We start from the raw sequence: 12,561 nt of genomic DNA, 5'->3' as shown, positions 1-12,561 counted from the left end.
TTGAAAATATTTAATGCCTTTTAGGAGGTTCACTTATTGGTGTACGAAATTAGTACAATATTAATGCAAAAAGTGGGTTTTTGTGAGTAGAATAATTTCAATTTGTCTAATCTTATCGAAACCGTTTTCGTTAACCATAAAGGGCAGAGATTAAGATGGTTATCTACTCCAAACTTTACGAATATGATAGCATCTATCCTACATCCCAATACTTCGTTAATCTTCAGAAAAGGATTAGAATACAAACGGATGAGGACAAAATTAAAATGAGTCCGGTATAATACCGAACTCATTTTCAGCAGCTACCTGACAAGTAACCCCGTATAATGTCTTAGGGGTCAATTCACCCACAGGCTTTTTTGTACCAAGCTTTAAATAAAGAATGGGAAAAATGGTCCGAATCTTCTTATCCCAAAGAAAGGAAACCCAAATAACCCAAAGGGTCCTAGGAAGGGGAATAACCTACTTTCGTTACTTTCATCCATCGTGTGTGGCGTTTGAGAATGCCCCGCTCTCGGCATAATGAGGTACATTTTCTCCCTGTCAAAGCTATGAAGTATTCCCTGGTAAACAGAACCATCATTTAGTTCAACCTGAATAAACTGGTACAAATGTTTTCTGCATTTGCTGTGATGATCATTCAAATCCCTTTCAGTAAATGCATCATTTTGATTACTATACGGTTGCATAAACAGACCTCCTCTAATTCACTCCCCCTATAACGTATTCTTTTACTAGGCGGATTGTTACCAAAATGTCTTTATTTATTATTGGAGATTTGGCTACATACTTCTGGACTTTTGGTAGAGCTACCATGGAGTGAATGAGCAGAGTTCTTTAGTAAGGGTCTATACGGATACATTAAAAGCCATCACAATTTATCCCATGTGATGGCTCCTTTTTCATTCATGACGCTATTAAATTAGTAGGTTCCACCATATGACGGGTACGGATAATTTGGATACGTCGACGGATATGGATACGGGTTTGGCTGATAACCTGGGTACCCATAATTAGGATACGGATTATACGGATAGGGACCATGTGGAGCATGCATTGACCCTGCAAGCCCACCCAAGAATGGTGGTCTTCCATGAAAACCTCCTTGCGGTCCATGCGGTTGATAACCATGTCCACCACCATAAAAGCCCTGAAAATCATGCATACCTTGTGGTACATGGGTGCCATGTTGTATATTAGAACCTTGTTGGCCATAGTGCCATTGATGGGTTCTCATCGTTTCCTCCTGACTTAAATCCTGTTCTACAGGCAGAGGCATTGGATTTGCCTGATACCATTCATTATTCATAACGCTTCCCCTCAATTCTTCGTTTTTTCATCCCTTTAGCATATGCAAATGCCTACATTAGCTATTGGGCAGCTGTCCGTGGAATGGATTATTACTTAAAATTATTGGGGATAGGAGAGCTTTGGTTTTTTGTTACTTTTTCAATTTATTGTTAATGAAAATTTGTCAAAGTCATCGAACATGTTTTGTAAAATTCAATATGGAAGTGCTTCCCTTATCCTCATACCTCTCTTTAACCTACCAGTTGACTCTACCTGTATTTTTTTTATGTGAATAATCTAGTTCCCGAAAATTCGAAAACAAAAATGGAGAGGTAATAACATCCTCTCCACTATTTACAGCTTGAAAATTATTTCAGAACCCCAAACAGGTTCAATTGATCCAATATAATAAATTTATATTGTTCCATCTCATAGCCTGAATTATTTACTTTCACCTTATTTATTTTCAAGGCTTCCACTATTTCCGCTTCCATTGCACTTCTTGCCCGTAAAACCTTCAAGGTTCCTTCAAATCCCTCGTAGCCATGCTCTTTCCCATAACCCTGGTTTGTGTAATAGTCTATAAACCCAGATGACCATTCCTTTGGTCTTTCTTTATACGCTTTTCTAAAAGAAAATTCAAGGTCATCTTGATCCACGTAAAATAATACCGGGTTTAATCTCTCGATGATGTTTTCTAATTTGAGAACATAGTCCATAACCTTTTCCTGTTCTTCGCCGTATTTTACCATTCCAACCGTTACTGGATTTTGGATAAAGCAACATTCAAAGACATAGGTTTTATCTTCACGGAAGGCTTGTTCGGCGAATTCAGCCCACTTATCCGTAATTAACTCGATATTCTGGTCGAGTGGTAATTCGTATATATCATGTTTGAAAATTGTATTCATTAGCTCATCTGAAAATGAACCATGTTCGTTCATTATTTTTCGATATGGTAATAAATAATCGTTACCCTTTTTCTCAACTCTTTTAGTGAAAATATCTTTAAAATCTCCACTATTCAATAGCAAACTTTCAAACTCCATTTGATTAAAACAAGCTACACCATCATAATCAGCCGGGTGGTCTAAATTTCCTTCTAGAATTAATTCTGCATTTCTATTATTTTCACGCAAACTATCATGGATAAGACTTGCGGTGGTTGATTTACCAAATCCAGGTAAACCTTCTACAATAATTAACTTTGTATGCATATAAGTATTTAATCCTCCTAAGTGTTCGGACATTCATTACGCTAGATACGATACTTATAGGAACTACTCCATTAATACCACCCCTTATCGTTGTGAATATAGTATTCTATATTCAACTATGAATATCCTTCTTTGGATGGATATAGTTAGTTTAGGAGGATTTTTACTTGGCCTGTTTTCCTATAAAAAAGTCGTTAAGGGATAATTTATTCTGATATTAGGTCGACGTCTTCTGTTTACACTCGCTTAGCCATTTGATATCGACAGGTTCAACAGTATTCACTTCTTCTTCCGTTATCCCTATCTTGTCCCTTGCTCTGCTCATCCGTTTTCGGCAATTCGTCTCTTCCTTCTGAACTGCAGCATATTGAAAGCCAAGTGCCTCACGTAGGACAAAAACCGCACACTCCGTCGGCTCAATGTATCTGCGCTTTTTAGAAACTACAGATTACTCTAGACAAAATTTTTCCAAACTGCCACACTGTAATTAGACATAATTTTTTGATAATATTGGTTTATAGAAGGGTGTAAGAAAAATATAGAAATGAACATGCTTTGACAACTACTGTTTTATCCTGCACTAAAAATAACGATTGGCTAGGAAGAGGAGAAGGAATTTAATGGGTTTTATGAGGAAGTATTAAAGAATCTGGGCAAATTAATCCATTATAATCCTCCCATTCCTAAAATAACTTATCTATGATGGAGAAACGATGATGACAAAAAATGCGTCTACAAATTTCGTATTGCATGCAAAGAGTGATCAGTTTTACTGGGAAGGAACAGGGCAGCTGTCCATTAAAACATTCCTTAACGGTAAAGCTCATTATAAAACGAATAAGGGATTTTTTGCTGTTGAAGAGAGTAGATACCTTCTTCTAAATGAGGGTCCTTACACCATAGCGATTGATGAATCACAGGCTGTAGAATCGTTTTGTGTTTTCTTTAGACATGGATTTGCAGAAGAAGTCTTTCATTCTATAAAGGAAACAAATGATAGCCTTCTAAGTGACCCATTTAAAGCTACAAGCTCTATTGGTTTTTTTGAAAAGACCTATCGAAAAAATAATGCTTTATCTTCTCAACTAGAGGCTTTTAAACAGATTTCACCTTGTCTTGATGAAGAATCGGTCGGTTATGAGGAACAATTTTATCGGATAATGATTTCTATTTTGAATGAACACATTAATAGCTATAAAGAAATTGAATCATTAAAAGCTATTCGCCGTTCTACAAGAGAGGAATTATATAAAAGGGTAAGCATAGCACATGATTATATTAGATCCTTTTATCATCAACCGATAAAGCTTGACGAAATTGCTAAAGTTGCTTGTTTATCACCGAACCATTTATTAAGAACGTACGCACAAATTTACGGTAGAACGCCCCACCAGCATATTTCAGTTTTAAGAATAGAACAGGCTAAACAACTACTAGCGAAATTCGATTATACTATGACCGAAATAACCTTCGAGCTTGGATATGAAAATCCCGTATCCTTCAGCAAAATGTTTAAGCAGCATGTTGGTATCGCGCCTAAAGAATATCGGAAAAAGGTGATTTTGGATAAGAAACTTTAGTGAAAACCACTTATTCTTAAATTGAAAAAGATAGTTGAAAGGGGAAAAGGATTATGATGATTCAACGTGTCGGACAAATTGGGGTACCTGTTAAAGACTTAAATCGGGCATTAGATTTTTATAAGGAGAAATTAGGCCTATCTCTGTTGTTTAACACGGATAGTATGGCATTTTTTGAATGTGACGGGTTTCGGCTCATGTTATCACTTCCTGAAAAGGAGGAATTCGCCCATTCAAGTTCAGTAATTTATTTTCAAGTAACTGATATGAAGGATACTTATGAGCGTCTAGTAGATAAAGAAGTTACCTTTATTGACGAGCCACATGTTGTAGCGAAAATGGGGAATACAGAAACATGGATGGTATTTTTTAAAGATACAGAAGATAATACGCATGCATTGATGAGTGAAGTACAAGTTTAAGGAAATCCAGGAGACGGTCTACAGACACGGACGGTCTTGAGGTTGAAGAAGGACGAGGTTTCCCCTCGTCCTTCACTATTAGTGTGCCGTATAACCGCCATCAACTAGAAGTGTTGTGCCATTCACAAAACTAGCATCATCACTTGCTAAGAAGAGAACTGCCTTCGCTATTTCTTCTGGTTTTCCAAGTCTGCCTTGTGGATGAAGAGATGCTAAATAATCTTTCTGTTGCGGATCAACCTTTGAAAGTAAAGGGGTATCAATATATCCAGGGCAGACCGCATTAATGCGAATACCATCTTTTGCATAGGCCGTGCATAGGTTTTGCGTTAATAGCTTCACACCACCTTTTGCAGAGGAGTAGGCTGGTATAGCTGATAATGCAACAAAACTATGAATTGACCCAGCGTTAACAATGACACCGCCTGTACCTTGTTTAAGAAACTGTTCGATTGAATATTTATCAGAAAGGAAAACCCCTGAAAGATTAATATCAATCGTTCGCTTCCACTTTTCAAAGGTTATTTCATGTGCTGGTGCATCATCAGCCACTCCAGCATTTGCATACATAATATCTAACTTCCCGTATTGATCCACTGTTTCTTCAATCATTTTTTTAATATCTTCTTCTTGTGTTACATCTGTCTTAACAAATAACGTTTCATATCCATTTGAATTCAACTCTTCCGATATGTTCTTACCTCGTTCAGAAAAGTCGGCAATAACAACTTTTGCCCCTTCCTCAACAAAAAGGCGGACCGTTGCCTCGCCAATTCCACTCGCTCCTCCTGTTACGATTGCTACCTTGTCTTTTAGTTTCATATTAATCTCTCCATCCATATAGTATTCATGCCAAAACGCATTTTTAATTCCATTGGCATATTGTACTTCTTACTAGGATATGTTTTTGCACTAAAAACATACAATTGTATCCCAATTTCATCTTACGCATTTCAGTAAAATACTTTTCTATTCACCTTTTCATGAAAAGAAGGAAGAAAGAAGTTTTAATGATTTTGCACAAGGACACATAATTAGTTCCTTATATCAGGATAGTAAAAACATTTATGATTTCTTTTCTATATATTTTCCCTTTCAACTTTACCACGAAAAAAAGACCTCAGCCTAATTAGCTGGAGGTCTTTCACACTCTTTTACTTATCCATATTGAACACACTTATGTATTGAATCGATTAGAAAGTAAAGTATTCCTTTAATTTAACTTCTCCTCCCGTTAAATCCAATCATAATCCTCCCAATACTTCATCTATTTCATCGATTAAAAACTGATATTCAGGCTGTGCCTTATATTTCTCTTTTACATAAGTTAATGCATCTTTGTAAGCATAGTCGAATGCTTCTTCCTTACTTAATTTTATATCAGGCTCTACCCCTGAACCTTCCCAATTAGTGTTTGTAATCGGATTAATCGCCCTTCCAGTAGGGATAAATACCTCAAAGTGCTTCGTAAGTTGTCTTACTTCTCCAGGGTGTGCGCCACCTTTTGTTACTTCTCCAACAATTGTTGCTCTCTTTAAGTTTTGTAGATTATAAATAAATTCTTCAGCCGCGGAGAATGTATAGTCGCTTGTTAGGACATACACAGGTTTGTCCAAATATTTCTTTCCAGGGACATAAGGCTGTGTCCATGATTGTATATACATATCTTCCGAACGATTATAAAAGTTATTTAGATATGTCGCTTCCTCAAAGAGGTAGCTGGAAAGGAGAGCAACCATCGATGGATATCCGCCTCCATTCTCTCTAAGATCAAAAATTAACGCATCCGTATTGGCGATAAAATTCATCGCATGAATGGCAGTCTCCCCTGCTAGCTTCGTATCGATGAATTGCTTAAGATTGATATATCCAATATTTCCGGCTAATCGTTCAACCTTGTGAAAACCATAATTATTAACTACTGTTTTTAAGTCTTCTAAGCTATTAGTCACATCATTCGTTTCTTTATGATCACTAGTAAACATTACTCGTAAATGTTTATCCTGTGTGATATTCTGTAGCTCCTCTGTCAAAGCATTACAAAAACCATCCTCATCATCATATCGATCATATTCCCCATTAGCTAGCTTTACGACTAATGAGTTACTAGCCTCTTCTGCCTTTTCTGGAAAAATGTAATAACGTCTCAAATCCTTTGCGAGATTATGAATTACTTCCTTCCGAGTGTCAGACTGAAGTAATTTAAACGAAGCATCTACCATTGAATAACACCTACTTATCTTCTAAATTCTATATTAAATATAGCTGTTATTTCTGAAAAATGCGAATATTTTTCATGAAGTTGGCAATTGAATCTATTTTTGTCCATGAAAAAGGACGAGGTTCTCCCCTCGTCCTTCTCTATTACTGACAGTATAAACAGCCGTTAACAAGAGGTGCTGTTCCATTAATTAAACTAGCATCATTACTCCTATTTTTGTGGATTGACTCTAAGGATCGTCCCACTGGGATCCGAAATCCAGTAACCCGCTGAGTTCTCGTGCACCTCCACTTCGTCTCTTCTATGAATGTGATTTTCATGTAAATATTCTTCCGCTATCTGCACATTGTCTGTCTGAATTTCTAGCCATACATCTTGTTGGGAATAGTTCTCCATACAATCCAACCACAGTGTCGCATCGCCAAACTGAAAGGCATGGGATTCAGACATGAATCCTAAGTATGGTAACTTTAATACCTCCTTATAAAAATGTACCGTCTCGTCGTATTTGTATTTAGGAATCTTTAGAGCAATGTTATTTCCACCTTTGAATTCTACCTTTGTTGTTTCCAAACATGCTACCTCCTTTACTTTTATCGTTACTATACCATCTGCTGCTTTCTTTCATTTCTTCCAGATTGCTATTTCGTTATTTCTACCAATTTTCCACAATCTGGCCCGATATACAAAGAATTTAGCTCCGATTGATCTCTTTCAAAGCGCCATAGCCAACGAAATTCCCCTTTTTTTCATCCCACAGTCGGAATTTGAGCGCTTTTAGACTGGTGGCAAGTGTAATCAATGGTGCATGCTGCAGTGCTTCCGACTGGCTGTGTGCCTTTTCCAGCTTATAATTCGGTACTCTTGGGCTTAAGTGATGAACATGGTGATACCCAATATTACCAGTTAGCCACTGTAACACCTTTGGTAATCGGTAATACGAGCTTCCCTCCACTGCAGCTCTCACAAATTCCCACTTTTTATCCACTTCAAAATAGGATTGTTCAAACGTATGCTGAATATAGAACAACCAAATGCCTGCAGTCCCAGAAATCATAAAAATCGGAACTTGAACGAGTAAAAACGCCTGCCAGCCAATCAACCAAATGATTAGGCCATATAGTAACACAATCATTCCATTCGTAAAGTAGGTATTTAACCGCTCCTTCCGTTTCGCACCCTTACGATTGAAACGGTTAACGATTAGAAAGCTATAGATCGGTCCAAAGACGAGCATAACGAAAGGATTTCGGTAAAGTCTATACGCAATTTTTGTAAGAATAGATGCATCCCTATACTCGTCAACGGTTAAAAGCCAAATATCCCCTGTTCCCCGTTTATCTAGATTACTACTTGTTGCATGATGAATGGCATGGTCATGCTGCCATTTACTGAAAGGAAATAGCGTAATAATCCCGGTAATTGTCCCTACGATACGATTTGCTTTTTTACTTTTAAAAAAGGAGAAGTGGCAACAATCATGAAAGATTATAAAAATCCTGACAAGAAATCCTGCTCCAATTACCGAAAGTAATAATGTAAGCAAATAGGAAATTTCCATGCTTACATAGGCAAGATACCACAAGCCTAAAAATGGTATTAGCGTATTAATTAACTGCCAGATACTTTTTCTTAACTCTGCTTTTTCATAGGGAGCCATTTCTTTCTTCAAACGGACTAACAGTTGTTTTGACATATATCCAATTCCTTTCCATTGTATTGCCAAGGATATCGGTTCTTAGAAAAACTCATATTCACTCGTCTTTTAGGCGAATGCGTTCGTTTTTCTTATGCAGGCAGGAAAGGTTTTTATACACTTTCCTATCTACTAATGAAGGACATAGCAGCTACCGAAGCCATAGGCATTTGATCATCTACATTCTTATTTATGCCATCGCTAAGATGGGAGTAAATAGAATCTTTTCTTTCCTGTTAATACCTCTTTATTTTTGCCTTGCTGTTCAAGAAAGCTGGTTAGCTTTCCTTCGTATACCATCTGAAATTGATGGGAATCCATAAAATCACTAGGTTTAACAAGGCATTCTGGTTTGTTTTTGATTGTAATTCCCCCATTGCTCAATACAGCAGCTACAAACTGGGAGCAAAAGTACGATTTCTTTAAATCTATTGTCCTATTAAATAAGACACCTAGTAATCCGATAAAATTGTATTTGTACTCACATTGATTACTTTCTATCACTTGGACAAAACGCTGCATCCGTTCATATTGCGACCTTGAAATAGAACATCGATATATAGCACAATCCGCATTTCGGAATAACTGTCCCTTCAGATCTTCTTTTACAAATCCGCCTATAAATGGATTCGTTGGTTTTTTTCTACCAAAGCTAAATGTTTCATCTAGCTCTTTCGTAAACGCTATGGAAGCATGATTTAAAGGTTGCTTTGTAAATAATCGGATAAACCTTGTAAACAATGTTCCTGTATGTGTGAGTACGATATACACTTCCATTTGATCACTACCTCTGTTTTCGCTGAGAACGAATAATATGTTATAAAAGATCCGCTGTGATTGATCACTTTGCTTCTTTTTGTTTCTTATATACAAAATAATACATACTTAAAGGCCACCACAGTATACAAAATATTGGGAAAATTGCCCATATATTAGTTGGAGTAGAAACAATATTCACGATAATAAAGAACACACTTATGACAATGCTTCCATGAATTGATAAAGAAAAATAGGATCTTCTCTTGAAATGATATAGTAATAGCGGCCACCAAATTATTAGGAAAGCAGGGTATATAAACCATGGATAATAAGGTGATAACACCACATTTAAAATTAAATAATAGAGTGTAACCGTGATGCTTCCAAACATCGCAACAGATACTAATTTTACCTTTTCATCCAGCCAGACTAACACTGGCCACATGACGAGTGGTGCAACGGTGTATAGAACCCATGGAATAGCTGGTGTATGCCAGACATTGATGATAATCAAAAATACCATAATCCATGTACTTCCAATGATTGAAAACAATTTATATCGCTGTCTAAGAATACAGGTTAATCCAATTGGAAACAGGATTAATACAAATGCCGGATAAATAAACCAGAGATGATCACTGCTGGAAATAAAGTTGATGACAATTAGAAACAGTAATGTCATGATACTACCGGTCACAATAAAACCAACGTCATTTTTTTTCATTCCTGTCACCTCTGTTTCCTTCTTAACCAAGTATAGTACATCGATAACGGCCACCATAAGACCGCAAACGTTGGATATACAAACCAGATGACGCTTGGTGTGTAATAAAAATTGACAAATGCAACTAAAGAAATAATTAAAATGCTGCCCCAAATAGAATAGGCTAGATTAATTTTAGCCATATCATTTTTCTTTGGATCTGGCACATCTAATTCTTGCTTCAAATCTTCAATATCACCAAAATCAACAATGGCCTTATTAATCGCATCCTCTTCGTTTTTTCCTTGCTCCATTAAATCCATCACTTTTTCCTCAAGATTCTGTAAGACCTCTTGAACGATGATTTCTTTTTTCTCACTCTCTGGAATGTCTTTAAACAATTGATTGACATGCTTTTTTAATTGATTCAATCTAACCCCTCCATTAATAAATCGATAATTTCTTTCGTTTCCTTCCATTCTTCCGCCGCTTCCTTCAAAAAGGCTTTTCCAAGTAATGTAATCCGATAATACTTTCTTTTTCCACCTTGTGAAAAATTTCCAAAGTAAGATTCAATTAAACCATTCTTTTCCAGTCGCTGGAACACAGCATATAAGGTCGCTTCCTTAATCTGAAATCGATTCTCTGTTCGTGAACTGATTTCCTTTGATATTTCATAGCCATACCTGTCTTCTTCATAAATCAAACGCAAAATAATCGCATCTAAATGTCCACGAATAATATCACTTCTAATCAACTTTGTTCTCGGTCTCCTTTCTGTTAACATTATTACTCCACTTCATCGAGTATTAAATCCTCGAATTACTCTATCTGTCAAAGTAACTATGCCAAAAACGATTATTTCATCACATTCTTTTTATTCTATGTCATAGAGTAATAATAATTTATATTACTCCATCTGTCAAAGTAATTTTTATAAAAAGTTAAAATTTTTTTCCAGAACAGTAAGAATAAACGGTTAGAGTATACGTAACACGGTCTCAAAATTTGAATAGAGAGTGTGTTTTATTGATCCTTTCCCCCTAGAGAAAGTGAGTATTCACGTACATTCTGACTTTCTAATATTTTTGAGTAAAATTCCGCCTCCGTTTCAAAAAAACAGCATCCTCTATCCAATGTTAGAGGATGCTGTTTTTTTATTTTAAGAAATTCACTTAATAATGGTACGCTAGACCGTGGTTATCTAAGAGGTTAAAAGAAGCTCAAATAATGCTTCTGTTCGAGCTGCTTCGTTATCGCAATAAGATTCATTAGGATTTCGTTATCGTTTATTAGCAATTAATTGAATTAATAAAAGAGGAGGAGGATAAATAATTCGAGTTACCGGTAGTTGGTAATCTGTAGTCTTATTACTATTGCTTTAAATTAGCATTTCTATTTGTTTCCCTGGATAGTGTAATAAAGTCTCTATAAGTACCTTATTTTGGTCCACCATTTTCTTTCCTTGGTTATAATGAATTCTTATTGCCAATTGATTTTTCCTTAATTAAAATAATCTCCATATAAGCTTTCGTACTCTTGCTTTGTCATTCCAAAATAAATCGCATCATAGTATTGTCCATTCGTATATACCATATTTCTTAATTGTCCCTCACGTACAAAACCCATTCGTTCATGAAGCTTAATCGATGGCTCATTAAATGAATATACATGAGGTGTTACCTTTTGATATCTTAGTTCCATGAAAAAGTATCGCAACACGAGCAAAATCATTTCTTTGCTATACCCTTTACCATGATAGTTTCTAGATAAAGCAATTCCATACTTGAATGTTCCATGTCGTCTCTTACATTGGGATGTACTAATCTCTCCGACCACATTACCATCTTCATCTTCTGCTATCCAAAAAAACTGGTCTTCTGCTTTGGGGTTTTGTTCCTTTTGCATCCATTCTAGTATTTGCTCTCTCGTTTCTGGTAGTTGAATTTCATCAAAACTTCTCATTATTTCATCATCATAGGTTTGAAAGAACGATACGTCCTTTTCCTCAAGTGCTCGTAATCGAATTCTTTTGCCTTGCCAATAGTTATAAGACATCTTAATCACCTTTTTTCTATTAATCTCTATTCTTCAGGGTTAAAGTCAGACTTTAACAAGGAATACATATATAAATCATCAAATTTTCCGCAAAAATATTCGTAACTTCTTAGTAATCCCTCTCTTAGAAAACCGAGTCTTTCAACTAATTTTTGTGACGCTACATTAGCTGGTTCTATTACTGCTTGGATCCTATTTATGTTCAAATACTCCAATCCATAGTTTAATGTTGCTTTTACTGCTTCTTGAGCAATTCCTTGCCCCCAATAATTTTTATTTAATACAAAACCAATATCAGTTCTGTAATGCTCAGCATCCATATCATAAAAAAAACAGCTACCGATAACCTTATTATCTCCCTTTAATGTAATTCCCCATCTGATCCCTCTTTTTTCCGTGAACAATGATTCATACCTTGAAATTGCCCTTATAGCTTCATCAACTGTTTGGAACGGTTCCGTGCCATAATGTTTCATTACTTCTTTATCAGATAGGTATTCAAAAATATCCTGTGCATCGCTCTTCTCAATCCGTCTTAATAGTATCCGATTCGTTTCTAATACTGGAAATCTATCCAATGGTTCGGTCATACAAAATCCTCTCCTTTTCTAGCTT

General features: G+C 36.1%; 15 protein-coding genes. 2 read left to right on the top strand and 13 right to left on the bottom strand.

What is annotated here, in order from left to right; genetic code table 11:
- Window positions 1-371: 371 nt before the first annotated feature.
- From KI338_RS14835 to KI338_RS14825, 3 genes are all read right to left on the bottom strand, one after another.
- Window positions 372-689, bottom strand: a complete 318-nt coding sequence (locus tag KI338_RS14835; protein ID WP_212921783.1) for a hypothetical protein — start codon at window positions 687-689, stop codon at window positions 372-374.
- Between the two features lie 233 nt (window positions 690-922).
- The gene (locus KI338_RS14830; RefSeq protein WP_212921782.1) at window positions 923-1,309 is read right to left on the bottom strand and encodes a hypothetical protein; all 387 of its coding nucleotides are present in this window, start codon (window positions 1,307-1,309) and stop codon (window positions 923-925) included.
- 349 nt (window positions 1,310-1,658) lie between these two features.
- A complete protein-coding gene (locus KI338_RS14825; protein ID WP_212921781.1) occupies window positions 1,659-2,507 on the bottom strand; it encodes a P-loop NTPase family protein in 849 nt (282 codons plus the stop codon).
- A gap of 716 nt (window positions 2,508-3,223) precedes the next feature.
- Here KI338_RS14825 and KI338_RS14820 point away from each other — a divergent pair.
- Window positions 3,224-4,087, top strand: coding sequence for a helix-turn-helix domain-containing protein (locus KI338_RS14820; RefSeq protein ID WP_212921859.1), 864 nt, complete (start codon window positions 3,224-3,226; stop codon window positions 4,085-4,087).
- Window positions 4,088-4,143: 56 nt separating this feature from the next.
- The gene (locus KI338_RS14815) at window positions 4,144-4,509 is read left to right on the top strand and encodes a VOC family protein (protein WP_212921858.1); all 366 of its coding nucleotides are present in this window, start codon (window positions 4,144-4,146) and stop codon (window positions 4,507-4,509) included.
- 78 nt (window positions 4,510-4,587) lie between these two features.
- On the opposite strand, the gene KI338_RS14810 is transcribed toward KI338_RS14815, so the two are convergent.
- From KI338_RS14810 to KI338_RS14765, 10 genes are all read right to left on the bottom strand, one after another.
- On the bottom strand, window positions 4,588-5,331 hold the full coding sequence (locus tag KI338_RS14810) for an SDR family NAD(P)-dependent oxidoreductase (protein WP_212921780.1): 744 nt from the start codon (window positions 5,329-5,331) through the stop codon (window positions 4,588-4,590).
- Window positions 5,332-5,753: 422 nt separating this feature from the next.
- Window positions 5,754-6,731, bottom strand: coding sequence for a S41 family peptidase (locus KI338_RS14805; protein WP_212921779.1), 978 nt, complete (start codon window positions 6,729-6,731; stop codon window positions 5,754-5,756).
- 209 nt (window positions 6,732-6,940) lie between these two features.
- Complete coding sequence (locus KI338_RS14800; protein WP_212921778.1) at window positions 6,941-7,303, bottom strand: hypothetical protein; 363 nt, start codon at window positions 7,301-7,303, stop codon at window positions 6,941-6,943.
- A gap of 121 nt (window positions 7,304-7,424) precedes the next feature.
- Window positions 7,425-8,426, bottom strand: coding sequence for a Delta(5) desaturase DesA (gene desA / locus KI338_RS14795; protein WP_212921777.1), 1,002 nt, complete (start codon window positions 8,424-8,426; stop codon window positions 7,425-7,427).
- 201 nt (window positions 8,427-8,627) lie between these two features.
- Window positions 8,628-9,203: a hypothetical protein gene (locus tag KI338_RS14790; protein ID WP_212921776.1), complete on the bottom strand. Its 576-nt coding sequence runs from the start codon at window positions 9,201-9,203 to the stop codon at window positions 8,628-8,630.
- Window positions 9,204-9,267: 64 nt separating this feature from the next.
- Window positions 9,268-9,909, bottom strand: coding sequence for a hypothetical protein (locus KI338_RS14785; protein WP_212921775.1), 642 nt, complete (start codon window positions 9,907-9,909; stop codon window positions 9,268-9,270).
- 5 nt (window positions 9,910-9,914) lie between these two features.
- Window positions 9,915-10,319, bottom strand: coding sequence for a permease prefix domain 1-containing protein (locus KI338_RS14780; protein ID WP_212921774.1), 405 nt, complete (start codon window positions 10,317-10,319; stop codon window positions 9,915-9,917).
- Window positions 10,316-10,645: a PadR family transcriptional regulator gene (locus KI338_RS14775; RefSeq protein ID WP_212921857.1), complete on the bottom strand. Its 330-nt coding sequence runs from the start codon at window positions 10,643-10,645 to the stop codon at window positions 10,316-10,318. The genes KI338_RS14780 and KI338_RS14775 overlap by 4 nt, the downstream gene beginning before the upstream one ends.
- A gap of 746 nt (window positions 10,646-11,391) precedes the next feature.
- The gene (locus tag KI338_RS14770) at window positions 11,392-11,946 is read right to left on the bottom strand and encodes a GNAT family N-acetyltransferase (protein WP_212921773.1); all 555 of its coding nucleotides are present in this window, start codon (window positions 11,944-11,946) and stop codon (window positions 11,392-11,394) included.
- Between the two features lie 26 nt (window positions 11,947-11,972).
- Window positions 11,973-12,536 carry a GNAT family N-acetyltransferase gene (locus KI338_RS14765; RefSeq protein WP_212921772.1) on the bottom strand — a complete coding sequence of 188 codons (564 nt, stop codon included), beginning with the start codon at window positions 12,534-12,536 and terminating at the stop codon, window positions 11,973-11,975.
- Between the last annotated feature and the right edge of the window lie 25 nt (window positions 12,537-12,561).

Origin of the sequence: Ornithinibacillus bavariensis, from assembly GCF_018333235.1 — a bacterium.
GTDB lineage: Bacteria > Bacillota > Bacilli > Bacillales > Amphibacillaceae > Ornithinibacillus > Ornithinibacillus bavariensis.
Note: the sequence above shows the minus strand (reverse complement) of the source record. Positions and strands in the feature narration are given on the sequence as shown.

Bases quoted from the DNA above. Each gene is read 5' to 3' on its own strand.
- KI338_RS14830 (WP_212921782.1), bottom strand. From the start codon at position 1,309: ATGAATAATGAATGGTATCAGGCAAATCCAATGCCTCTGCCTGTAGAA.
- KI338_RS14810 (WP_212921780.1), bottom strand. From the start codon at position 5,331: ATGAAACTAAAAGACAAGGTAGCAATCGTAACAGGAGGAGCGAGTGGA.
- KI338_RS14790 (WP_212921776.1), bottom strand. From the start codon at position 9,203: ATGGAAGTGTATATCGTACTCACACATACAGGAACATTGTTTACAAGG.
- KI338_RS14805 (WP_212921779.1), bottom strand. From the start codon at position 6,731: ATGGTAGATGCTTCGTTTAAATTACTTCAGTCTGACACTCGGAAGGAA.
- KI338_RS14835 (WP_212921783.1), bottom strand. From the start codon at position 689: ATGCAACCGTATAGTAATCAAAATGATGCATTTACTGAAAGGGATTTG.
- KI338_RS14770 (WP_212921773.1), bottom strand. From the start codon at position 11,946: ATGTCTTATAACTATTGGCAAGGCAAAAGAATTCGATTACGAGCACTT.
- KI338_RS14785 (WP_212921775.1), bottom strand. From the start codon at position 9,909: ATGAAAAAAAATGACGTTGGTTTTATTGTGACCGGTAGTATCATGACA.
- KI338_RS14825 (WP_212921781.1), bottom strand. From the start codon at position 2,507: ATGCATACAAAGTTAATTATTGTAGAAGGTTTACCTGGATTTGGTAAA.
- desA (WP_212921777.1), bottom strand. From the start codon at position 8,426: ATGTCAAAACAACTGTTAGTCCGTTTGAAGAAAGAAATGGCTCCCTAT.
- KI338_RS14820 (WP_212921859.1), top strand. From the start codon at position 3,224: ATGACAAAAAATGCGTCTACAAATTTCGTATTGCATGCAAAGAGTGAT.
- KI338_RS14765 (WP_212921772.1), bottom strand. From the start codon at position 12,536: ATGACCGAACCATTGGATAGATTTCCAGTATTAGAAACGAATCGGATA.
- KI338_RS14815 (WP_212921858.1), top strand. From the start codon at position 4,144: ATGATTCAACGTGTCGGACAAATTGGGGTACCTGTTAAAGACTTAAAT.